Source organism: Caballeronia catudaia, assembly GCF_001544755.2.
GTDB lineage: Bacteria > Pseudomonadota > Gammaproteobacteria > Burkholderiales > Burkholderiaceae > Caballeronia > Caballeronia catudaia.
In genome coordinates this window covers 94,148-116,093 of sequence record NZ_FCOF02000009.1, presented here as the reverse complement: position 1 = coordinate 116,093, position 21,946 = coordinate 94,148, and the positions used below count along the sequence as shown (strand labels likewise).

The following is a 21,946-nucleotide window of genomic DNA, read 5'->3' as shown; positions in this document are numbered from 1 at the left end:
CAGTGCAACGTGCCGGAGCGCTCGCATGACCAACAAGACTTCATATCTCATCGGCCTGATCGGATCGGGCATCGGCGGTTCGCTCACGCCCGCCATGCACGAAAAGGAAGGCGCCACGCTCGGGCTCAGCTACGTGTATCGGCGCATCGACCTTCAGGCGCTCGCGCTGGAGCCGGCCGCCCTGCCCGATCTGCTCGCCGCTGCCGAGCGCATGGGCTACGACGGCCTGAACATCACCTATCCGTGCAAGCAAAGTGTGATCCCGTTGCTCGATGACCTCGATCCCGACGCCCGAGCGCTTGGCGCCGTCAACACGGTAGTGCTGAAGGACGGCAAGCGCATCGGTTACAACACGGACTGGTCGGGCTTTGCGCGCGCGTTCCAGCGCGGGCTGCCGGGCGTGCCGCTCGAACGCGTCGTGCAGCTCGGCGCGGGCGGGGCGGGTGCGGCCGTCGCGCACGCCGCGCTCACGATGGGCGCGCGCGAACTCACCCTCTTCGATTCCGACGACGCGCGCGCGGCCTCGCTCGCCGCCGAACTCGCGGCGCGTTTCCCGGATCGCGTCGTGAAAAGCGGCGGCGATCTGCGTGAAACGCTCGCGTCGGCGAGCGGCCTCATTCACGCGACGCCCACCGGCATGGCGAAGCTGCCGGGCCTGCCGTTGCCGGCGGACTATCTGCACAAGGAATTGTGGGTCGCGGAGATCGTGTATTTCCCGCTTGAGACGGAACTGCTGAAGGCGGCGAAGGCGATCGGCTGCCGCACGGTGAGCGGCGGCGGCATGGCGGTGTGCCAGGCGGTCGACGCGCTGCGCATTTTCACCGGCCGCGAGCCGGATGCCGAGCGCATGTTCGCGCACTTCCAGAGCTTGCTCGAAGGCTGATCCGACGTAGACCACGAAAAACGGCGACCTCGTGAGAGTGTCGCCGTTTTTTCATGTGTGCGATGAAACCGTCAGCCGTCGCGCCGCATGTAGCGCAGCACGGCATCGACGATCATCTCGCGATGACGCGCGCGCAAACGCGGCCCTGAAGGATCGCGCCCGAACGCCGCGCCCCACGTGTGACGATTCCCCACGCGGTGAAAGCAGAACGAGCTGATCATCAGATGAAGGTCGATCGGATCGACGTCGTCGCGAAACTTGCCCGCCGCCACGCCGCGCGCGATGAGATCCTCGATGGTCTTCACGACCGTCGAATTGCGCGCCTTGAACGTCTTCGACTGCTCGATGTACTTCGCCGCATGAATGTTTTCGATCGTCACGAGACGCACGAAATCGCGATGCTTGTCGTGATAGTCGAACGTGAAGCCGACGAATTCGCGCAGCGCTTCTTCGGGGTCCATCTCCGCGAGCTGCAACTCCTGCTCGAGCGCGCGGATATCGCCATAGACCTGCTCCAACACCGCCTCGTACAGCCCTTCCTTGCTGCCGAAGTAGTAGTACAGCATGCGCTTGGTGGTATTGGTGCGCTCCGCGATGGCGTCGACGCGCGCGCCCGCTAAGCCCATCGCCGAAAACTCCTGCGTGGCGATGTCGAGAATGTTCCGCTTGGTCTCCTCAGGATCATACTTGCGCCGCCCTTCTGCTGTGGTCGACGAGGGCGCAGCACTGGCGGCCTTGCTTCCTTTTTTCATTTTTCTGTCTGAGAACGGCATTGAAAATCGATTCTAGCACGGGCTATATAGGCATCTTTGCCTTATGCAGCGTTCGATTCGGCCCGCTTCACCTATAATTTTTCTTCCCCGCCTACACCCATAAATCCGATGCGCATCAAGCTCCTCGCAACCCTCTGTCTGGCCGCAACGTGCCTGTGCGCGACGGCGCAGACCGCGATGCCGCCCGGCCATCCTTCATCGAAAGAACTGATGGCCGCCGAAGGCGTGATGACGAGCGCGAACATCGCGCGCGGCGCGGCGGATGTCTGTCATCTCGATGCCGCGAAGGTCGCGCGCTTTCGGGAAGCCGTCCGCAAAAGTTATCCCGATGCCCCCGATTTCGACGGCGAATGGAAGCTCGGTCTCGCGCAGGCGCAACCGACCGTCGACCGCTTCGAGAAGCTGAAGACGAGCAACCCGGCCGAGTACAAGAAGCAGACCGGCGAGGCGTGCCCGGCGATCGATCGCGGCATCGACGAAGTCACGCAGCCGCAATAGTGACGCGCTGGTCACGCGCTGGTCACACACGCTTCACGCATTCATCACGCGCTCGTGCCGTTGTAATGTGCGCGCTTTTCGGCGTACATCGCGGCGTCGGCGCGTTGCAGCATCGGTTCGAGGCGTTCGCCCTCGTGCGCTGTGGCCGCGCCCATCGCGAAAGATAGCGGCATGCCGGAATAGAACTGACTGTTCACTTTGTTCACTTCGAGCAACTGGCGAATGCTGTCGATGACCGCCACGCCTGCGCGGCGAACATGCGCAGCGTGTGCTGATTCACGTCGTGCACGCGGCTCCCACGACGCCTCGTGTCCCGGCAGTATGACCGCCTTGAGCAGCACGTCGAGGCGCTTGCCCTCGAGCGTGTAGTTGACCGTCTGACTCACGAAGCGCGTCTTGCCGGACCACAACTGTTCGAGTTCATCGACGTGCGTGGCGAGCATGTCGTCGCGGAACACGCGGTCGAGGTGCTGCACGAGATGATCGACGTCCTTCGCGTGAAACAGCGACAGCGTGCGCCGGTTGACCGTCACGACGCGAATGCGCGAGGAACACTCCGCGACGCGCTCGGGATTCTCGGCGAGAAACGCGCGCAGATCGGCGACGCCCGCCGCGCGCCATCGCTCGAACTGCTCGCGCACCGCGCTGAAATCCTCGAGCCAGAGGTACACGGGCGCGAGATCGAACATGTCGGCGTCGTCCTCCGGCACGCTCGCCGGCATGAATTGAGCGGCAGCGCGGCGCAGGTCGTTGGGCATGGTCGTCCTTTCGTTCTTTCGGCCCGCGCCGTCCGAATTCATCTCATCATTGTATCGCGCAGGATATTTGCGGGCCGAATCACACTTTCGCGCAGACCCGGCGCGACGTTTCGGCTCGCGCCGGATATCGGGGGCGGATGCTACACTCGATTGGCTTTCGCCGTCGCTGCGCGTGCGATGTTCTCGCGGTTCCAGCGCGCAACGCCCGGGCACGTTTGCTGCACTCGTCCGGCTGAGCGCGCGACATCACGCAGTCCGGTGCGCAGTGCCGCATCCATCCACATCGCAAGAAGAAGGAGGCACGACTCTCATGGCTGATTTCCGCATCTGGTCCGACGAATTTCCAGCGAACGGCTTCATGACGCACGCGCAGGAATTCGACCAGCAAGCCTTCGGCGGCTCGGGCGAGAACATTTCCCCGGCGCTGCAATGGGAAGATCCGCCCGCCGATACCCGCAGTCTCGCGCTCACCGTCTACGATCCGGATGCGCCCACGGGCAGCGGCTTCTGGCATTGGATCGTCGTCAATATTCCGCCCGACGTGCGCTCGCTGCCGCGCAACGCCGGCAAGGCCGACGGCAGCCTGCTGCCGCAAGGCGCGCTGCAGCTTCGCAACGATTACGGCACGGTGGGTTTCGGCGGCGCGGCGCCGCCGCGTGGCGACAAGCCGCATCGCTACATCTTCCGCATCCATGCGCTCTCCGGCGAGAGCCTTCCGCTCGATGCCAATGCGACCAACGCGGTCGCGCGCTTCATGACGCATCTGAACGAGATCGATTCGGCGACGTACACCGGTCTCTACGAGCTGAAGTAAGCACGCGGACAAGGCGCGGCCCGTCCCGCCGCGCCCATCTGGAAGCTGTTTGAAAACGGCGCGCCTTAGAATGCGCCGCCCGCCACTCACCGTCGATCGATGGATTCCGAACAAGGTCTGCCGCTGCCCCAGCGATACTGGGCCATTGCCGTCGTCGCGCTCGGCATCACGCTCGCGGTGCTCGACGGCGCCATCGCCAACGTCGCGCTGCCGACCATCGCGCGCAATCTGAACGCCTCGCCCGCCGACTCCATCTGGGTCGTCAACGCCTATCAGCTCGCCATCACCATTTCGCTGTTGCCGCTCGCCTCGCTCGGCGATCGCATCGGCTACCGGCGCGTGTATATGGCGGGCCTCGCGCTCTTCACGGTGTCGTCGTTCGCATGCGCGCTGTCGGGCTCGCTCGTCACGCTGACCATCGCGCGCGTGATCCAGGGCTTCGGCGCGGCCGGCATCATGAGCGTGAACACGGCGCTCGTGCGCGTCATCTATCCGCACGAGCAGCTCGGGCGCGGCGTGTCCATCAACGCGACGGTCGTTGCGATCTCGTCGGTGATCGGGCCGACGGTCGCTTCGGGCGTGCTCGCCGTCGCGACGTGGCCGTGGCTCTTCGCGATCAACGTGCCGATCGGCGTCGCGGCATTCGCGATCGGCTGGAAATCGATGCCGCGCACGCCGGGGCATCGGCAGCCGTACGACTACATCAGCGCGATCATGAACGCGCTCTTCTTCGGCATCGCGATCGTCGCGGTCGATGGCTTCGGGCACGGCGAGCATCGGCCGTATCTCGTCGGCGAACTCATCGCGACGGCGGTCATCGGCTACTTCTTCGTGCGGCGGCAACTGACGCAAAGCGCGCCGCTTCTGCCCGTCGACCTGATGCGCATTCCGGTATTCGCGCTGTCGGTGGGCACGTCGGTGTGCTCGTTCTGCGCGCAGATGCTCGCGTTCGTTTCGCTGCCTTTCCTGTTGCAGGGCACCTTCGGCATGAGCCAGGTCGAGACCGGCTTTCTGATGACGCCGTGGCCGCTCGTGATCGTGTTCGTCGCGCCCATTGCGGGTGTGCTCGCGGATCGCTATTCGGCCGGGCTGCTGGGTGGCATCGGTCTCGCGATTCTCACAGTCGGACTCGTGCTGCTCGCGAGCGTCGGCGCGCATCCGGACGCGTTCGACATCACATGGCGCATGGCCGTCTGCGGGCTGGGCTTCGGGCTCTTCCAGTCGCCCAACAATCGTCAGATGCTCGCGTCCGCGCCCCGCCATCGCAGCGGCGGCGCGAGCGGCATGCTCGGCACCGCGCGTCTCACCGGGCAGACGTTCGGCGCCGCGCTCGTCGCGCTGATCTTCGGCGTCGCGCCGAAGCAAGGCCCCGTGATCGCGCTTGCCGTGGCGGCGGTGTTCGCTGCCGCGGCCGCCGTCGTCAGCATGCTGCGGCTCACGGGCAAACGCAGCGTCGAAACGGCCTGAATCACACGCGCTTCGCTGGGCACAGCCCTTGCTGAAACTCCTTTTCAAGGAATTCGCACCACGCGGATTGTTCGGATATCAGCAACGAGGAGTGTGTTCATGGCCAATTCCCTCAACGGCCTCAGGGTCGCCATTCTCGCCGTCGACGGCTTCGAGCAGGCCGAACTCGTCGAGCCACAGCGCGCGCTGAAGGAAGCGGGCGCGCATGTCGATGTCGTGTCGCAGAAGCCCGGTCAGATCCAGGGTTTCAAGCACGTCGACAAGGGCGACAAGGTGAATGTCGACGTCACGTTCGATACAGCGAACGCCGCCGATTACGACGCCCTCGTGCTGCCGGGCGGCGTCGTGAACGGCGACGCGATACGGCTCGACGCGAAGGCGCAAAGTTTCGTGAAGGAAGCCGATCAGGCGAAGAAGCCGATCGCCGTGATCTGCCACGGCGGCTGGCTGCCGATCTCGGCGGGCATCGTCGCGGGCCGCACGATGACGAGCTGGCCGAGCCTGCAGGACGACGTGCGCAATGCGGGCGGCACATGGGTCGATCAGGAAGTGCAGATCGACGGCAATCTCATCACTAGCCGCAAGCCCGACGATCTGCCCGCGTTCAACAAGGCGCTGATCGACGCGCTCGGCAAGGCGCGCGCCGCGTGATTGAACAGGAGCCGAAGCCGATGCTGCGCTCGCCGCGATCACTCATACGCGTGCTTACGCTGGCGCTGGCCGCGGCAGCCTGCGCACCCGTCGCGAACGCGCAAACGGACAGCGCCGCGCAAAGCCAGAAACTCTCGCCCATCGACCAGCAGTTCCTGCAGGACGCCGGTCAGGCGGGCGCGACGGAAATCGCCGCGAGCAAGCTGGCGCTCTCGCACGCAAGCGACCGGCAGGTGCGGGAATTCGCACAGCGAATGATCGTCGATCACACGAAGCTCGCGCGCAATCTCGACGTGATCGCGAAACGTCACGGCATCATCGCGCCGGCCGCCGCCGATTCCGCCGTGATCGGCAGCCTGCAAAATCTCCAGGGCGCGGAGTTCGACACGGCCTATATTGAAAAGGTAGCCGTGAGCGGGCACCAGAAGGCCGTCGAACTTTTCAGGAAAGAGAGCGAAAGCGGCAACGACACTGCGCTGAAGGCGGCGGCGAACAAAGCGTTGCCGATCATCAGCCATCACTACGAGATGGCGCAGCAGTTCGCGAAAACGAAGGCGGCGTCATGAGCGTCGTTGCTTCTCATCCCGCCTCGCATCGCGCCTCTCAACCCGCTTCCCGTCCCGCTTATGAGGACTCGACCATGCACATCACGTTTGCAGACGAATCCCCCGTTTATGACGGCGATGATCTCGCGATTCACTTCGCCGCGCTCATCGACGGCGAGCCGGTCGTATGTTCGATCACCGCCGAGGCGCTCGAAGATCACTTCGGCGCGAAATCCCCGCGCGAGGACGATCTGCTCGCCGCCTTCGAACAGGGCGCGGCGCGCATCCGCGCGGTCTGCGCCGAAGTGCTCGACGACAACGGTGGCCAGCCCGCCGTCCTGCGCAGCGGATTGTTCCGCGTCGCCGGCATGGAGCCGTAGCGAGCGCGCCGGCGTTCGTCGTGCAGCGCAGCCAGTCCGACCAACCCCACGCCAACAAGGAGGGAACATGTCCCTGATCATCGCGGGCCGCTTCCAGACTTTTCGTGCCGCCGAATCGGCGGCCCAGAAGCTCTTCGCGCAAGGCTTCGTGGAAGAAGACGTGACGCTCTTCTTCGTCAACCCGAGCGGGCAGCACGCACGTTTCCCGGTCGGCGGCGACGTCGGCACCGACCCGGGCGCGAGCGGCGCGCCCAAAGGCGCCGGTAAAGGCGTGACGATCGGCGCGGTGATCGGCGCCGTGGTGGGCGCGGCGATATTCGCCGTCTTCCACGCGCCGCTGCTCGTCTCGGCGATCGCGGCGGGCGTCGGCGCGTACGTCGGATCGCTCGCCGGCGCGATGTCGCATACGAAGAAGCCCAAAACGGCCGCGCAAGCCGAGGAGCCCGCGCGCCACGCGGGCGTGCTCGTGGCCGTGCATGTGTCGCCGGAGTCGCAGGACCAGGCCGCGACCGCGTTGCGCGAAGCGGGCGGCATGGATATCGAACGCGCGTCGGGACGCTGGAAACAAGGCCGCTGGAGCGACTTCGATCCGTCACAGCCGCCGCATCCGGTCGGCGAGTTCGCGCAGACGCGCGCCTGACCCGTCTGCCGTTCGTTCGATGATGACGCCCGCCTCGCGCGGGCGTTTCTTATCGTTACACCCAGATTGCCCGCATGTGATGAGGCAGCATGTCCGCCCGAATGCCGCAGTCCGCGGGCAGCATGCGCGGCGCATCGCCGTCGTCAGCGGCGGACGGCTCGCAAATGCGCCCATCCGTTACCCGCGATGTCTGCGCCGGCTGCGATTCCACGCCGGCAACGTGCTCACGCACCTGCAACGTCACCGCCGATGCCGCGATCGCCACGAGTATCAGACACTCGCGATGCACGAGTCGATTGAAGTATTTCACTGCGCTCTCCTGTTGCCGTTCATGTGCGCGCGTCTCATATCGGACGCGGGCTGTAGTGCGTGAGCGGCAGCAAGTCGGCAGCAAGTCACATGCCGCGCAGCCGAGCGGTTGCTGGCACGCCGCGTGCGTCATGTATCGGCGAGCCGCATCCCGCAGGGAGATTGCGCCGCGACAATGTCAAACGAAAAGGAGGTGTCATATGAGCACGAACGTCGTATCGGTACTCAACGATCTCGTCGAAACCTCGAAGGACGGCGAAAAGGGATTTCTCAAGGCCGCCGAGGACACGCGTGACCCGAGCCTCAAGCTGCTGTTTCAGAACCGCGCGCAGAAATGCGCGGAAGGCGCGCGCGAGTTGCAGGATATCGTCGCCCGCCTGGGCGGCAAGCCCGAAACCGGCGGTTCGATGGCAGGCGCGCTGCATCGCGGCTGGGTCGATGTGAAGTCGGCCGTGACGGGCCACAGCGATCACGCGATTCTCGCCGAATGCGAGCGCGGCGAAGACGCCGCGAAGAAGAACTATCGCGAGGCGCTCGACAAGGACCTGCCAGCCGACATCCGCGCCGTCGTGGAGCGCCAGTATCAGGGCGTGGTGGAAAATCACGACCGCATCCGCGATCTTCGCGATCAGTACGCGGCGGCGAAGTCCTGACGCGATGAGGTCCGCGGCCCTTCCGTAACGGGCCGATGAAACACGAACGGCCGCGCGATGCGGCCGTTCGTTTGTCCAACGCAGGCGAGACGCCCGTTATTGCGGCTGACCCTTGTCGTTCGTACCGAGCGACGAAGCCGCCGCCGCCGCCGACGCGCCCTTCAGCTTGTGCGCCTTGTTCTGCTGATGCAGATACGTGCCCTTCTCTTTTTTCGCTTGCGTGCCCGTGGTCCCGGCTGCATCGGACGCTGCCTGCGCGAACGCCGCCGTCGAGAACGCCAGCGCGAGCGCGCCGATCAATGCCATCTTTTTCGTCTTCATGAAGAGCTCCTTTTTCTGCGGCCTCTGAACGCCGGGCTACTGCGCATTCATGAGCCGCCTGGGTAAGTACCGTCCTGAACGGTCGTACTCGTGTTTTAAGTTTCGAAGTGCTGCGAGGTTGATGCGCGCTGCGTGAAGCGTCATGCGTGAAGTTGCGACTGAAGCGCCGTGCGGACCCGGCGCCTCCATGCGAGAACCCGCGCTTCGTCCGACTGCGCGCCATCCAAGGCGAATCGTCGAACCCCGCGCGGGTTCCGTACTGCTGGCACTCAACCGCGGCCCGCCGTGGCGAAGCCGGGCATACGAACTATGCCATTACTTGGCGGCAATTTTAAGATGGTTCTTCACGGAAGCAACACCCGAGACGTTCGAGACGACCTCTTCCGCCGCGGTCTTGTCCGCCGCCGAGGGCACCGAGCCCGTCAGCGAGACGATACCCCCGCGCGTCTTCACGTGGATATGCGTGGACTTGACGTTCTTCGCACCGAGGAGTTCGGCCTTGACCTTGGTGGTGATCGCGCTGTCGTCAACCTTCTGGCCCATGGACGTATCGGAACCGCTCGTCGACGACGCCGAATGCGTCTGCGCCCCCACGTTCAGCGCGAACACCACACATGCGATACCGCCGGCTGCCTTCAGGATTTGAGTCGTCTTCATGGCATTACTCCCATTTTGTCGATTTTGGTCTTGCGCCCCGTCGCCCGCTTCATGCGATGCGTGCACGAACCGCTCTTTGTCACGTCCGCGCCGTAGCACGCGGATCGTCCCCCCTGTCCGCAACTTGCGTGCCGCCACTGAAGCGGCGCGTTCGATGCCCCTGAAAAACCGCGCGCGAGGCACCGTCGTTCAAGGGCAACGTGAGTCTCCGAACAAATCTTCGACGCTAGTGAAATCGCCCCGCGCCGCCTGCGCCGTACTGCCCGAAAGGCGCGTCGCTTTTGGTTGGGAACGTGTAAAAACTGCGTGAAAACGGCCCCGCCGAGGCTTGCGGAAGACAGGAGCGGACACGAAAAACGTAGTGGCGGCGCGAGCTTATCGCTAGATGGCATGGCTGTTGCTTTAATCATCTCCAAACCAGCCCATTACGTTTAGAACAATCGAGGATTAGCAAGCAATGCCGCCTACACTCGAACTCCGCGCGAAGCAAACGCTCGCGCTCACGCCGCGCCTTCAGCAGTCCGTTCGTCTCCTGCAACTCTCGTCGCTGGAGTTCCAGCAGGAATTGCGCAACGCACTGGACACGAACCCCTTTCTCGAATACGACGAGTCCCAGACCGAGGACAACGCGCTCGGCGCCGACAACGGCAGCTCGATGGCCGACTCGACGTCCACGAACACGGCCGATGGAGCGGCCGAAGCCCCGCTCACATCCGAACCCAGCATGGAGAGCGAAGCGAGCGCCGATGCCGGCTCGCGCGACGACGTCAGCGAGTTCTCGTCCGATCCCTTCGGTCGCAGTGCATCGCGCGGAAGCGGTGACGGCGAGGGCTCCGATCCGGCCGACTGGGTGCGCATCGAGCCGTCGCTGCATGAAACGCTGCACGACGCGCTGCGCCTGTATCAACTGAACGAGCGCGATCGCGCGATCGCGCAACTCATCATCGAAGCGCTCGACGACGACGGTTATCTGCGCCAGGAATTGAGCGAGCTCGCGGGCGTCGTCGAAATAGAGCCGGGGTTGACCGAGGATGAACTCACCATCGCGCTCAGGCTCGTGCAGTCGCTCGACAAGCCGGGTGTCGGCGCGCGCAATCTCTCCGAATGCCTCTCGCTGCAACTTGACGCGCTGGACGAAGAGACGCCGGGCCGCGCTGTCGCTCGCGAAATCGTCACGCATCATCTGGAGCGGCTTGCTCGCCGTGAGCAAGCCGAGTTGCAGAAGAAGATCGGCTGCACCGCCGATGAACTGCGTATCGCGTGCGCGCTCGTGCGCCGTCTCGATCCGAAGCCGGGCGAGAACTACGGCCGCAGCGAAGACAACTATGTGGTGCCGGACGTCATCGTGCGTCAGGTGAAAAAGCAATGGGTGGTGACGATCAATCCAGCGGTGCTGCCGCGCGCGCGGATTCATCGCATGTATGCGGAACTGTTCGCGCAGTCGGCGGGCGCGAGCCGCTCGCCGCTCGCGCAGCAGTTGCAGGAAGCACGCTGGCTCATCCGCAACGCGCAGCAGCGCTTCACGACGATTCAGCGCGTAGCCGAATGCATCGTCTCGCACCAGAAAGCGTTCTTTGATTACGGCGAGATCGCATTGAAGCCGCTCGTGCTGCGCGATGTCGCCGACGAGCTCGGACTGCACGAATCGACCATCTCGCGCGCGACGGGCAACAAGTACATGGCCACGCCGCGCGGCATCTTCGAGTTCAAACACTTCTTCCCGCGCGAATTGAGCACGGAAAGCGGCGGCACATGCTCGGCCGCGGCGGTGCGCGCGCTGCTGAAGGAAATGATCTCGAAGGAAAATACGGCCGATCCGCTGTCCGACGTGAGCCTCGCGAAGATGCTCGCCGATCAGGGCGTGATCGTGGCGCGGCGCACGGTGGCGAAGTATCGGCATCTGATGAAGGTGCCGCCGGCGGAATTGCGCCGCCAGGCTTGAAGTCGATGGCGGCAATGCTTTCACGCTCTCAAGCGTTCGGCGACGACCCGGTCAAGCGAGGCGCCTGAGCGACAAGAGCGTAGCCGACAGGCCGTCCGTTCGCGGACGGCCTTCTTTTGCCGGCTTCGGTCTGCATCAACGCCAGCCCGACGCCCGATGTGTGCGCTTTCTCGCCGCCGTCGCCGCTAGCTCGGCGCCGAGCAGGAACACCGCCGCCGAGTAGTAGAGCCACATGAGGATGATAGCGAGCGATCCAGCCGCGCCGAACATGTTCGCAGTGCCGGCGTGCGCGAGATAGAACGCGAAGAGACGCTTGCCGCCTTCGAAGAGCAGCGCGGCCGCGGCAGCGCCGAGCGCGGCGTCGCGCCACAGCATGCGCGTCGTCGGCAGGAACTTGAGCAGCACGGTGAACGCGATCATCAGCACTCCGAGCGATATCGCACGCCTCGTCAGTCCCGACAGCACGATGAACGGGCTGCCATCGCCGAGCACCCAGTGGCCCAGGAGTTCGACGAACGCATCCATCACGAGCAGCACGGCGACCAGCAGCCCCGAGCCGACGACCAGACCGAACGACATGAGCCGCACGCGCAACAGCGTGACGATGCTTTCGCGCGTGCTCACGGCGGGCGTCGGCCAGATCACGTTGAGCGCGCTGTGCAGAGACGAAAACGTCGCCGATGCGCCGATCAGCACGCCCGCGAGCGAGAGAATCGCCGTGCTGCGCGCGATATCCGCGTGCCACGCATTCGCGACGATCGCTTCAAGCGCATGCGCTGCATCGACGCCGACGACGCCACTGATTTCAGCGAAAAGCCGCCCTTGCACGGCATCCGAGCCGAAGAACACGCTCGCCACCGCGATCACGATGACGAGCGTCGGCGCGAGCGAAAACGCCGCGAAAAACGCGATCGCCGCCGAGAACATCAGGCAGTGGTCCTGCGTCCATTGCACGATGGGATCGACGATCCACGAGAGCCAGCCGAACCGCGACGTGCGGCCCGAAGCGACGGGCGCGGATTGAGTGGGAACGTGCTGGTCCATCGGCGAAAAGCGTGAGCGGCGAAAGGTGTCAATCGACGATGTTAGCCCCGCGATGCCAAGCGCGTGTAAAAAACGGCGCGCTCCGTAAGGAGCGCGCCGCGCTTGCACCCGATTAAGCGTGTTCAACTCCGGTCTTCGTCAGGGTCAGAGTCAAGGTCAGAGTCGGCGTCCTCGTCGACGAGGCCGCGGGTTTCGTCCTGGATTTCGTCGGGCAGGATGTCGGCGTCGGACTCCAGATTGTTGTCACCGTCAGCCGACGCCACCTCGCCGGTGCCCGCGCGATCCGTATCGCTGTTGAGCTCGGCTGCGGACTGGCCGAGCGCGTGCGCGTCGAGCTCGTCTTCGATATCACCCGGATAGCGCTTTTCGCCCTGCACATCCGAGCCGCTGTCGGACGAGTCGCTCGGACCGAGCGCGCCGGTTCCATGCCCCTTGCCGTACTCCACGCCGTCGTCTTCCGGCGGGTTCAATGTGCTTCCACTCATCATGACCTCCGTTGGATCGTGTCCCTGACGAGTCCGCAAAACCCGTTCCGCGAACGCGGGCCATCGGCGCAAAAAAGCCCCGCGCTCCTTGCGGAGCGCGGGGCCGGAGTGCAAGACGGCTTTTCGCTCGAATCAGGCCTTCGCCGCCGGACGCTTCGCTTCGCTCGCGCCCTGCTTCACGGTCTTGACGGTCTTCTCCGTCACCGATGTCGCCGTCGCGACGCTGCGCAGGTCCGAGAGGAACGAATCGCGCCAGACCGAAAGATTGTTCTCGCGTAGCGGCACCATCATGTCGGCGTGGCGCGCCTGACGCTCGGCGAGCGGCATCGACAACGCTCTTTCCAGCGCTTCGGACATCTGTGACAGATCGAACGGATTGACGACCAGCGCGCCCGGCAACTGATCCGCAGCGCCCGCGAACTGCGAGAGCACCAGCGCGCCCGGATCGGCCGGGTCTTGCGACGCGACATATTCCTTGGCGACGAGATTCATGCCGTCGCGCAGCGGCGTCACATAGCCGACCTGCGAGAGCCGGAACAGCGCCATCAGCAGATTGCGCTCGTATTTGCGGTTGAGATACTGGATCGGCGTCCAGTCGAGCTGCGCGAAACGCCCGTTGATGCGCCCCGCCTCGCCTTCGAGATTCTGACGGATGCGCTGATACGTCTGCACGTCCGAGCGAGTCGGCGGCGCAATCTGCACAAGCGACACGCGGCCATGCCAGCCCGGTGCGTTCAGCAAGAGCCGCTCGAACGCCTGGAAGCGCTCGACGAGACCTTTCGAATAATCCAGGCGATCGACGCTCATGATGAGCTTGCGCCCGTGCATGCTGTCGCGCAGGCTCTTCACCTGCTTGCGGTTGGAGAACTGCTCGGCGGCTTTCGCGATGGCGTCCGGATAGATGCCGATCGGATACGCGCCCACTTTCAGCATGCGGCCGAACGCCTGCAGCATGCCGTCGTCGCTGTAGTGGCCGCGGCCGGTGCGCTCCACGTAATCGATGAACGACTGCTTGTCCGCGTCGGTCTGGAAGCCGACGACGTCGTACTGGCACATCGCCGCGATCAGTTCCTCGTGCGGCGGCACGGTGCGCATCATCTCCGGGACCGGAAACGGAATGTGCAGGAAGAAGCCGATCGGATTCGCGACGCCGAGCTTTCTCAATTCGTTCGCGAACGGGAGCATGTGATAGTCGTGCACCCAGATGATGTCATCGGGCTTGAGCAGCGACTTCAGCTTCGCGGCGAGACTACCGTTGACGCGCATGTAGCCCGCATATTCCTCGCGATCGAAGCGCGACAGGTCGTTGCGATAGTGGAAAGTCGGCCACAGCGTGGCATTCGAGAAGCCGCGGTAGTACTGGTCGTAATCGCGGCGCGTGAGCCCGACGGTCGCGTAGGTCACCTTGCCGCTCTGCTCTACGACGGGAGCGCCCGCCTCGCCGACGATCTCGCCGCTCCAGCCGAACCAGACGCCCCCGGTCTCCTTGAGCGCGTCCAGAACCCCGATCGCGAGCCCGCCCGCGCTAGGCTTGCCTTCCTGCGTCGGCGCAACGCGATTCGATACCACGATCAATCTGCTCATTACAGCATCACCTCTTCAGTTGTCGTTGCATGCTCGAATTGGCGATCAAGGGTACGCAAAAATTGTGCCGTTTTGTTCTTTTATGTAAATGAAAGTTTGTATGAAGATGTTACGGACGAACGAAAACACGCGACGAAAGCGCGCCGCGTAGAAATTTTGTTCTTGTGCCGGGTGCGTCTGCCGGCAAGAAATCACGAATCCTGCTCGGAACCCAGGTCGCGCTGATAGTCGATGCCCTCGCGGCGCACACCGCCCTGGTTGTGTTCGCCGTCTGGCGGAACGCCAGGCGCAGGGCGGTTCTGACCGGCGGGATCGTGCTCGGCGGGCGGCGCGGACGCGCCCTGCACGCCGGCAGCCTTGGCGGCTTCGGCGCGCGCTTCGCGCTTGGAAGAGTGACGCGCGGAGCGTCGAAGTGCGGGATGCCTCATGATGCCTCCAGAAAAGAAGGCCGTCGCGATAGTGACGTCGGCGGCGTCGGACCGGTGCGCTTGGGTCAAGCGCGGCTTCAGAAAAAACGACCGGCGACTAGGGCGTCGCCGGTCATTGTTGCGTCATCTGTTGTAATCCCTACGTCCGGGATGGAAACTTATTCAAACCTTGCACGAATTCTGGGCATTGTCCAACGTCTGCAATCCAGCTTCCTTCGGCGCTGCTAGTACACGTGCGGCATGTCGCCCGGTCCCGGCGGCGGATCGCCGATGGGTTGCGACGGCGGCACGGGCGGTTCACGCGTCGGGTCCGGATTCGTGTCCGGCGGCATCGGCGTGGGCGGCGGCTGATCGGGCGGCGTCACCGGCGGGTCCGGCGGCTGCGGCGTCTGTGCATCGATACGGGCGCTAGCGCAGGCGCGATCGGGAACACTGAGGGACATGGCGGGCTCCTTGCGGTCTTGTGATCGTACTTTCCCATCCGCGCGGCGCCATTGCACGGCGCGCGCCGATGTCATTCGATCGCGAGCAAGGGACATGCCCCTCTAGGCGTCCGGTCGGCATCCATCTGTCACATTATCGGCGTAGAAAACGCGCCTGCCAATAAAAAACGCCTGCGCTTTTTAAAAGACGCAGACGTGTTTTCGTCTAAAGATAAGCGACGATCAGGGATTTTCGTTATCGGGCTCGTTGACGTCGCCGCCTTCGCCGACGGCCGCCTTGTTCGCGTCCTCGCCGTATTCCACGAGGCGGTTGTAGAGCGTTTTCAGGCTGATGCCGAGGATTTCCGCGGCGCGTGTCTTCACGCCACCGCATTGATCGAGCGTCGCGAGAATCAGCTGACGGTCGGCCTGCGCGAGCGACGTGCCGAACGGAATCGTCACCGCCGTGCCCGCCGACGGCTTCGACAGCGAAATCTGCAGCGGCACGGTCGCCGTGCTGTCCGAGTCCGACGCCGACATGATGTACGCCCGCTGCACATAGTTCTTCAGCTCGCGCACATTGCCGGGCCAGTTGTACGAGCCCAGCATCTCGCGCACGGCGGCCGGGAAATTCTTCTTCGTGTTGTAGCGGGAGTTGAGCTCGTCGAGAAAGGCCTGTGCCAGCAGTTCGACGTCTTTGCCCCGCTCGCGCAGCGGCGGCAGGTTGATCGGAAACACGTTCAGGCGGTGATACAGGTCGAGGCGCAGCTTGCCTTCCAGCACGGCCTGCTCGGGATCGCGATTGGTCGCAGCGATCAGGCGCACGTCCGTCTCGATCTCCTTGGTCGTGCCGACGCGCATGAACATGCCCGTCTCGAGCACGCGCAGCAGCTTCACCTGAAGCTCGATCGGCATCTCGGTGATTTCATCGAGGAACAGCGTGCCGCCGTTCGCGCGCTCGAAATAACCCTTGTGCTGACGATCCGCGCCCGTGAACGAGCCGCGCTCGTGGCCGAACATCTCCGATTCGATGAGGTTCGGCGAAATCGCGCCGCAGTTGACGGCGATGAACGAATGCTTGCGGCGCAGGCTGAGCTCGTGCAGCGTCTGCGCGGCGACTTCCTTGCCAGTGCCGGATTCGCCGATCAGCAGCACGGACGCGGCCGTCGGTGCGACGCGGCCGATCTGGTCATAGACGGTCTGCATCGCCGCGGAATTGCCGAGCATCAGACCGAAGCGGCCCATTCGGCGCAGTTCACCGCGCAGGGTGCCGATTTCCGCCTTGAGATCGCCGGCGCGCGGCAGGCGTGAAAGGATCGCCTTCACGCGCTGCATGTTGATCGGTTTGACGAGGTAATCCGCTGCGCCCATCTTGAGCGCGCTGACGGCGGATTCCACCGTCGCGTGACCGGTTATCACGATCACTTCCACCCCCGAGCGCGGGTCGAGATCTTCGAAGAGATCGACGCCGGTGCCATCGGGGAGTTTCAGGTCGGTGAATACGACGTCCGGCGTCTGACGCACGAGCTGAATGCGCGCCTCGCGCAAATCGCTGGCGGTGGCCGTCGTCAATCCATCTTCGCCGATGATCGCGGCTAGCGCCTCGCGGGTACTGGGATCGTCATCGACAATCAATACGTGTGGCATGCGTCTCGAATTCTTCCAAAGCGTTTTCAGGGTCACACGCCCGGTGGCGGCGTGGTCTTCTCCGCGCGGCTAACGCCGTGCGGGCCGGTGCGATTCACGTTCACACTGATGCCCGATCGAATCAGCGGGCAACGCAAATGCGCGACAAAATAATTACCGATGTTCTGTACGCTTGGCACGACTTCCGCGTAAGTTTTTCCATTTAGGCAACTTATCGCAGAAGTTTCGCTGATTATAAGCGCTTATCAAGATGAGAACGCACGCTGATCCCAGCGTGCGTTCTCATTGATCGCATCATAAAACCGGCGTGAAACGATCAGCTCATTCGCGGCATTGCCGCAAGTCGCGATCAACTGCGCGGAAAGTGCCACGCATCCGCCGTCCCGCCTACCGTGCCATGACCATTCACCGCTTGCGCCGAGCCGGCGGGCGTCAGCACCTTGCCGCCCTCGTCCTCCCAGCGGCTCAGATCACGCGCAGTGCGCCGTCCGGCGAGATCCTGCGACTGCACCCATTTCCATGCGAGAACGCTGCCCACCGCGAACAGCGCGCCGAAGATTCCGATCGAAGGCCGTGCCATTTGTGTTCTCTCCCATCTTCAAGAAATTCCGATGCCGCCGCACAAAGCCGGCGGCGGTCACAATGTGCCCCATCGTCGCAAGCGGCGAATCAGCGTGAAACCAGAAGGCCGATCAGGAAGCCGACACCGGCAGCCATCCCGAGCGACTGCCACGGGTTGTCCTTCACGTATTTCTCGGTGCAATCGATGCCCGCGCGATAACGGCCCTGCGCGCTCGCCTGCGCGTCTTCCAGCGCGACACGCGCCGAATCGACGTGATCGCGCAGGCGCGAGCGCAGCGCTTCGACGCCCTCGCCGGGCAGCGACGCCGATAGCCGCAACAACTCCTCGGAGTCGTTCAGCAGCACCTTGATGTCCTCAATGATCTTTTGCTTGCCCAACGCAAGCTGGACAGTCGTCTGACTCATGGAATGAAGTCCTCGCCTAAGTGGGTTCTGTGGAACGTGGCGCTGGCCTGAAGGCGACGCCGGATCACTGCGACTCGGCGACCGGCACGCGGGCCACGGCGAGCCGCCCGCCTGCTGCCAGCCGCGCACGCAGACTGCGCACGACGCCGCTCGCCGTCAGAGCGCCGCCCATCGCGCCGAACACGAGACTCGTCACGTTCGCGGCGCGCGCGAGCGCTGGCGTGCCCGCCGCATAGCCTAGCACCGCGCACATGAGCGCGGTGACGAGCGCGACCGCGGCCCAGTGATAGATGTCGATCGGCTCGCCGGCCCCGAGTTCCGGCCGATCGCCGCCCGGACCGTGCGCGCGCCGTGCGCGGGTGGGCCGTGTCGTGCTCATGCGCGGGTTCGTGCGCTCTCGCGCGGCCGCCTCGAATGTAAAGAAGTCGTCCATGATGCGTTGCCTCTCTCGCCCATCCTCGTGTGTGCGCCTCGGACGCGATGCTTCGTCGGCGGACTTTCGAATAAGAATCACGATGATCTTCATGATGCAGCTTTCATGCCACGGCCGATCGGCCCTGAACGAACGTATGCTTTCGCCACTTTCTGGCCGACGGCCGGGTAACAATTACGCCGTCGCGTTGTAAATTCTCGAAGCCGAAAAGAGAACCTTTCCGAAACCGTATGACAGCGTGCAACGGACGCCGACAAAATATGCGCGGAGCAAGTCCGCGCATTGCCGCAGAGTCGTTGCGAATGGTTAAATAGCGTTATTGAGACAGGCTGGTTCGCAACGATTCGAATGCGCAAGCAGCCGATGCAAACGACCCTGTACGGACGCACGACCAGGAAAAGCGGCTCGCGGGCAACGTGAGCCGACCGCAGCGCGCACGACGCGCGATACATGCCGGGACGCGCGGTCATCCACGTTTCGCCGCTCGCGCGCGCCGACTGCGTACAGACCGGCCGCAACCGCAGACGAGCGCGGGCCGCCGCCCGCCCACCACCTACGCAGAACTCAGGAACGATCAGGACACATGGCGTCAACCGATCTGGATCCGCCGCCCACCGCGGTCGGCGATACACCCGCGCAAAGAAAGCGCAACACGGGAGAAGTGCCGGGCCTGAGGTCTTATGGACTGCTCTACGGCTCATCGCCCGTGATGCAGGAGTTGTACGCGCAGATCGAGCGCGTCGCCGCCACCGATGCGACCGCGCTCATCATCGGCGAGTCGGGAACCGGCAAGGAGCTCGTCGCCCGGACGATTCACGACTGCAGCGCGCGCAAGGACGCGCCGTTCATCGCCGTGAACTGCGGTGCGATTCCCGACAACCTCATCGAGGCCGAGCTCTTCGGGCATGAGAAAGGCAGCTTCACGGGCGCGGTGCAGGGACGTATCGGCTACTTCGAGCATGCCAACGGCGGCACGCTCTTTCTCGACGAAGTGACCGAGATGTCGCCCGTGCGGCAGGTGAAGCTGCTGCGCGCGCTGGAGACCGGCACGTTCTTTCGTGTCGGCGGCAACGATCTCATCCGCTCGGATGTACGCGTGATCGCGGCGACTAACCGCGATCCCGTCACGGCCGTGAAGGAAAACGGCTTGCGCGAGGATTTGATGTATCGCCTCGCCGTCTTCCCGCTGCGCGCGCCGCCCTTGCGCGAGCGCGATTCGGACCGCGAACTGCTCGCGCAGCACTTCCTTGCCGAGATGAACGCGCAGGAAGGCACGAACAAGGCCTTCAGCAAGCGCGCGCTTGACGTGCTGCGCACCTACTCGTGGCCGGGCAACGTGCGCGAGTTGAAGAACACGGTGTATCGCGCGTTCATTCTCGCGGAGAAAACGGTGGAGATCGCGCACCCGCATCTCGCGTCGCGCGTAAAGAAGCCCGTCACGCAAGGCGATGCGATGAACGTCTGGGTCGGCACGCCACTCGCCGATGCGCAGAAGCAGATCATTCTCGGCACGCTCAAGCACTGCGGCGGCGACAAGCGGCGCGCGGCAAAGGCGCTCGGCGTGAGCCTGAAGACCTTGTACAACCGCCTCGGCGCGTACGAGAACGAAGACACGGACTCCGGCGAAGCGGGTTCGAACAACGAAAGCTGAACGCCCTGCTTCTCGGCTTTCCAAATGTCCATCGAGCGAGCGCGCAATTGCCGCGCTCGCTTTTTTTTGGCCGTTGGCTCGCAACGTGCTCTGTCCGTTTGCAATTTCTTGCAATTTTCTCAAGGCGGTAATTAGAAGCATGCTTCAGAATGCGCGAGGTCCGCGCATCGCGATTGTCTCTGTGCATTGCCGGACGGTCATTTGAAAGCGAAAGCTCAAGTAGATTCGAACCTATCGAAACCCGATCGCAAGGATCGGGAACGGCAGACGAAGGAAAAAGCAACATGCAGATCAGGGTTCATCGGCGCCGGCCGCGCGCCGCCGCGCTCGCCGCGGTCATCACTGGTGCCATCGCCTGTGTGAGTCTCAGCGGATGCAACTCGCTGTACAGCGAAGGCGCGACGGCCGGCGCGGGTATCGCGGGCGCAGCGGTGGCGAACAGCGTTACCAGCAACGCCGCGGTCGCGACGGGCATCGGCCTCGGCGCGGTCGCCGCGGCGCGCGCGGGGGTGCAGTACTCGCAGCGCGTGGTCCATACCAATACGCAGGATCAGATCGCCTCCGTCGCGGGTCCGCTTGCGGTCGGGGCCGTCGCGCCGTGGAAGATCGTCCATTCGGTGCCGATCGAAGAAGACGAAAAAGGCCGCGTGACGGTGAGCCGCACCATCAGCAGCGGCGTGCTCGACTGCAAGGAAATCGTGTTCTCCGTCGACCGCGATGCGACCAAGGACCGTCCCGCCGGCAGCGCGTTCTACGTTGCATCGGTGTGCCGCGATGGCGACAAGTGGAAATGGGCGTCGGCCGAACCGGCCACGCCGCGCTGGGGCTCGCTGCAATGACCGTGCTTTTCGACGGACACTTCTTATCCTTGCGTCTGGGCTGCCTCGCGGCCGTCGCCGCCGTTTGCGTGACGATGAGCGGCTGTGCGTCGATCGGCGCGGCGGCGGGCGCGACGGCCGGCATCGCGACGGGCGCGTTCACGACCAATCCGGCGGTCGGCTTCGCGGTGGGCGTGGCGGTGCAGGCCGCCACCGATGAAGTCGTGAAGCGCACGATGAAATCGCTGCATCAGGATCAGCAGGTCATGATCGCGGTGACGGCGGGCAGCTCGCAGGTCGGCGAGACACGGCCCTGGAAGGTCAAGCACACGTTGCCGGTCGAGAACGGCCACGGCGAAGTGCGCGTGCTGCGCGAGTTTGGCAGCGCGCTCGCGACATGCAAGGAGTTCGCCTTCTCGGTCGTCGATGGCGACGACGCCAAGGCGCCCGCCGATTGGTTCATCGCAACGGCCTGCCAGCAGTCCGAGGGATGGAAGTGGGCATCGGCGGAGCCTGCGGTCGAGCGGTGGGGAAGTTTGCAGTAGTAGTCGCTGGTCGCGGTCTGGACATGAGAAGCGCGGTGCTCCTGAAGGAGACCGCGCTTTTTTGTCGTCTCAGCCGTTTGCGATCGCCTCCAGCGCGACCCGCGCTAGAAAGCCGCTGCGCGTCTCGTGGCGCGCTTCGACGTAACTGTCGATCTTGTGAAGCACGAAGCGCGGCAGGCTGATGTTGATGCGTTCGGGACGCGAGTCGAGCTTGGAGAGGTCGACTTCGACATAGGCCCAGATAGCACCGGCGAAATCGGGGTCGACGATCAGTTCCTCGATGCTCCTCGACGTGATCGCGACGTCGGCGCCGTCTTCGATGATCGTCTCGATGTGAAAAAAGATAGCTTCCCGGGCATTTTGGATCGCTTCGTCGATCGTATCTCCGGCCGAAAAAACGCCGGGCACGTTGGGCACGGTCACTCCGTAGCAGCTTTCAGGATCTTTATGAATGGCGAGGGCAAATTCCATGTCCGGCTCCGTTAGGACGAGTACAGACGGTTGGGCAATCCGGCGCCTCTGAGTACTGATCTGACTGTCCCGATGCCACGTCTTTCTTTGGATGAACCACGGTCACGCGACCGCCCTTGGGTGTGTGTCTGAATGGTGAT

General features: G+C 64.1%; 27 protein-coding genes and 1 pseudogene. 13 read left to right on the top strand and 15 right to left on the bottom strand.

Annotated features, from left to right (window positions below; all coding sequences use genetic code 11):
* The first annotated feature begins 25 nt into the window (after positions 1-25).
* Entirely contained in the window at positions 26-883 is an 858-nt protein-coding gene (locus AWB75_RS12560; protein ID WP_061124409.1) for a shikimate dehydrogenase, read from the top strand.
* 71 nt (positions 884-954) lie between these two features.
* On the opposite strand, the gene AWB75_RS12555 is transcribed toward AWB75_RS12560, so the two are convergent.
* The gene (locus AWB75_RS12555) at positions 955-1,635 is read right to left on the bottom strand and encodes a TetR family transcriptional regulator (protein WP_061124408.1); all 681 of its coding nucleotides are present in this window, start codon (positions 1,633-1,635) and stop codon (positions 955-957) included.
* Positions 1,636-1,764: 129 nt separating this feature from the next.
* Here AWB75_RS12555 and AWB75_RS12550 point away from each other — a divergent pair, with 129 nt between their 5' ends.
* Positions 1,765-2,154 carry a hypothetical protein gene (locus tag AWB75_RS12550; RefSeq protein WP_235012079.1) on the top strand — a complete coding sequence of 130 codons (390 nt, stop codon included), beginning with the start codon at positions 1,765-1,767 and terminating at the stop codon, positions 2,152-2,154.
* A 293-nt stretch (positions 2,155-2,447) separates the two neighbouring features.
* On the opposite strand, the pseudogene AWB75_RS38455 reads toward AWB75_RS12550, so the two are convergent.
* A pseudogene (locus tag AWB75_RS38455) lies at positions 2,448-2,912 on the bottom strand (histidine kinase); the annotation flags it as partial.
* A 310-nt stretch (positions 2,913-3,222) separates the two neighbouring features.
* Here AWB75_RS38455 and AWB75_RS12540 point away from each other — a divergent pair.
* From AWB75_RS12540 to AWB75_RS12515, 6 genes are all read left to right on the top strand, one after another.
* Positions 3,223-3,726, top strand: a complete 504-nt coding sequence (locus AWB75_RS12540; RefSeq protein WP_061124406.1) for a YbhB/YbcL family Raf kinase inhibitor-like protein — start codon at positions 3,223-3,225, stop codon at positions 3,724-3,726.
* Between the two features lie 99 nt (positions 3,727-3,825).
* Positions 3,826-5,193: an MFS transporter gene (locus tag AWB75_RS12535; protein ID WP_061124405.1), complete on the top strand. Its 1,368-nt coding sequence runs from the start codon at positions 3,826-3,828 to the stop codon at positions 5,191-5,193.
* 99 nt (positions 5,194-5,292) lie between these two features.
* A complete protein-coding gene (locus AWB75_RS12530) occupies positions 5,293-5,844 on the top strand; it encodes a type 1 glutamine amidotransferase domain-containing protein (RefSeq protein ID WP_061124404.1) in 552 nt (183 codons plus the stop codon).
* A 20-nt stretch (positions 5,845-5,864) separates the two neighbouring features.
* The gene (locus tag AWB75_RS12525) at positions 5,865-6,410 is read left to right on the top strand and encodes a DUF4142 domain-containing protein (RefSeq protein WP_061124520.1); all 546 of its coding nucleotides are present in this window, start codon (positions 5,865-5,867) and stop codon (positions 6,408-6,410) included.
* Positions 6,411-6,484: 74 nt separating this feature from the next.
* Positions 6,485-6,769, top strand: a complete 285-nt coding sequence (locus AWB75_RS12520; protein ID WP_087086595.1) for a DUF1488 family protein — start codon at positions 6,485-6,487, stop codon at positions 6,767-6,769.
* A gap of 67 nt (positions 6,770-6,836) precedes the next feature.
* Positions 6,837-7,409, top strand: a complete 573-nt coding sequence (locus AWB75_RS12515) for a glycine zipper family protein (protein WP_061124402.1) — start codon at positions 6,837-6,839, stop codon at positions 7,407-7,409.
* Between the two features lie 55 nt (positions 7,410-7,464).
* Here the strand turns inward: AWB75_RS12515 and AWB75_RS12510 are convergent, their stop codons facing one another.
* The gene (locus AWB75_RS12510) at positions 7,465-7,719 is read right to left on the bottom strand and encodes a hypothetical protein (RefSeq protein ID WP_143746430.1); all 255 of its coding nucleotides are present in this window, start codon (positions 7,717-7,719) and stop codon (positions 7,465-7,467) included.
* 199 nt (positions 7,720-7,918) lie between these two features.
* Here AWB75_RS12510 and AWB75_RS12505 point away from each other — a divergent pair, with 199 nt between their 5' ends.
* Positions 7,919-8,371, top strand: coding sequence for a PA2169 family four-helix-bundle protein (locus AWB75_RS12505; protein WP_061124400.1), 453 nt, complete (start codon positions 7,919-7,921; stop codon positions 8,369-8,371).
* 96 nt (positions 8,372-8,467) lie between these two features.
* Here AWB75_RS12505 and AWB75_RS12500 read toward each other — a convergent pair whose 3' ends face one another.
* Both AWB75_RS12500 and AWB75_RS12495 read right to left on the bottom strand, forming a co-directional pair.
* Positions 8,468-8,692 carry a hypothetical protein gene (locus tag AWB75_RS12500; protein ID WP_061124399.1) on the bottom strand — a complete coding sequence of 75 codons (225 nt, stop codon included), beginning with the start codon at positions 8,690-8,692 and terminating at the stop codon, positions 8,468-8,470.
* A 315-nt stretch (positions 8,693-9,007) separates the two neighbouring features.
* Positions 9,008-9,349 carry a BON domain-containing protein gene (locus AWB75_RS12495; RefSeq protein WP_061124398.1) on the bottom strand — a complete coding sequence of 114 codons (342 nt, stop codon included), beginning with the start codon at positions 9,347-9,349 and terminating at the stop codon, positions 9,008-9,010.
* Between the two features lie 457 nt (positions 9,350-9,806).
* Between AWB75_RS12495 and AWB75_RS12490 the strand changes: the two genes are divergently transcribed.
* Positions 9,807-11,291 carry an RNA polymerase factor sigma-54 gene (locus AWB75_RS12490; protein WP_061124397.1) on the top strand — a complete coding sequence of 495 codons (1,485 nt, stop codon included), beginning with the start codon at positions 9,807-9,809 and terminating at the stop codon, positions 11,289-11,291.
* Positions 11,292-11,426: 135 nt separating this feature from the next.
* Here the strand turns inward: AWB75_RS12490 and AWB75_RS12485 are convergent, their stop codons facing one another.
* The 9 genes from AWB75_RS12485 to AWB75_RS12445 form a co-directional block, all read right to left on the bottom strand.
* Positions 11,427-12,335, bottom strand: a complete 909-nt coding sequence (locus AWB75_RS12485) for a YihY/virulence factor BrkB family protein (RefSeq protein WP_061124396.1) — start codon at positions 12,333-12,335, stop codon at positions 11,427-11,429.
* Positions 12,336-12,457: 122 nt separating this feature from the next.
* Positions 12,458-12,823: a hypothetical protein gene (locus tag AWB75_RS12480; RefSeq protein WP_061124395.1), complete on the bottom strand. Its 366-nt coding sequence runs from the start codon at positions 12,821-12,823 to the stop codon at positions 12,458-12,460.
* A gap of 129 nt (positions 12,824-12,952) precedes the next feature.
* Positions 12,953-14,404: an alpha,alpha-trehalose-phosphate synthase (UDP-forming) gene (otsA, locus tag AWB75_RS12475; RefSeq protein WP_061124394.1), complete on the bottom strand. Its 1,452-nt coding sequence runs from the start codon at positions 14,402-14,404 to the stop codon at positions 12,953-12,955.
* Between the two features lie 191 nt (positions 14,405-14,595).
* On the bottom strand, positions 14,596-14,832 hold the full coding sequence (locus AWB75_RS12470; protein WP_061124393.1) for a hypothetical protein: 237 nt from the start codon (positions 14,830-14,832) through the stop codon (positions 14,596-14,598).
* Positions 14,833-15,056: 224 nt separating this feature from the next.
* The gene (locus AWB75_RS12465; RefSeq protein WP_061124519.1) at positions 15,057-15,275 is read right to left on the bottom strand and encodes a hypothetical protein; all 219 of its coding nucleotides are present in this window, start codon (positions 15,273-15,275) and stop codon (positions 15,057-15,059) included.
* Positions 15,276-15,497: 222 nt separating this feature from the next.
* Complete coding sequence (locus tag AWB75_RS12460; RefSeq protein WP_061124392.1) at positions 15,498-16,901, bottom strand: sigma-54-dependent transcriptional regulator; 1,404 nt, start codon at positions 16,899-16,901, stop codon at positions 15,498-15,500.
* Positions 16,902-17,250: 349 nt separating this feature from the next.
* Entirely contained in the window at positions 17,251-17,481 is a 231-nt protein-coding gene (locus AWB75_RS12455; RefSeq protein ID WP_061124391.1) for a hypothetical protein, read from the bottom strand.
* A gap of 89 nt (positions 17,482-17,570) precedes the next feature.
* Positions 17,571-17,888, bottom strand: coding sequence for a DUF883 family protein (locus AWB75_RS12450; RefSeq protein ID WP_061124390.1), 318 nt, complete (start codon positions 17,886-17,888; stop codon positions 17,571-17,573).
* Between the two features lie 64 nt (positions 17,889-17,952).
* Positions 17,953-18,321, bottom strand: coding sequence for a hypothetical protein (locus AWB75_RS12445; protein WP_061124518.1), 369 nt, complete (start codon positions 18,319-18,321; stop codon positions 17,953-17,955).
* Positions 18,322-18,904: 583 nt separating this feature from the next.
* Between AWB75_RS12445 and AWB75_RS12440 the strand changes: the two genes are divergently transcribed.
* The 3 genes from AWB75_RS12440 (at position 18,905) to AWB75_RS12430 (ending at position 21,335) form a co-directional block, all read left to right on the top strand.
* A complete protein-coding gene (locus AWB75_RS12440) occupies positions 18,905-19,972 on the top strand; it encodes a sigma-54 interaction domain-containing protein (RefSeq protein ID WP_061124389.1) in 1,068 nt (355 codons plus the stop codon).
* Positions 19,973-20,256: 284 nt separating this feature from the next.
* Positions 20,257-20,811, top strand: a complete 555-nt coding sequence (locus AWB75_RS12435) for a hypothetical protein (protein WP_061124388.1) — start codon at positions 20,257-20,259, stop codon at positions 20,809-20,811.
* Positions 20,808-21,335, top strand: a complete 528-nt coding sequence (locus tag AWB75_RS12430; RefSeq protein ID WP_061124517.1) for a hypothetical protein — start codon at positions 20,808-20,810, stop codon at positions 21,333-21,335. Before AWB75_RS12435 ends, AWB75_RS12430 begins: the two co-directional genes overlap by 4 nt.
* Before the next feature lie 69 nt (positions 21,336-21,404).
* On the opposite strand, the gene AWB75_RS12425 is transcribed toward AWB75_RS12430, so the two are convergent.
* Positions 21,405-21,806, bottom strand: a complete 402-nt coding sequence (locus tag AWB75_RS12425; protein WP_061124387.1) for a type II toxin-antitoxin system HicB family antitoxin — start codon at positions 21,804-21,806, stop codon at positions 21,405-21,407.
* Positions 21,807-21,946: the final 140 nt, after the last annotated feature.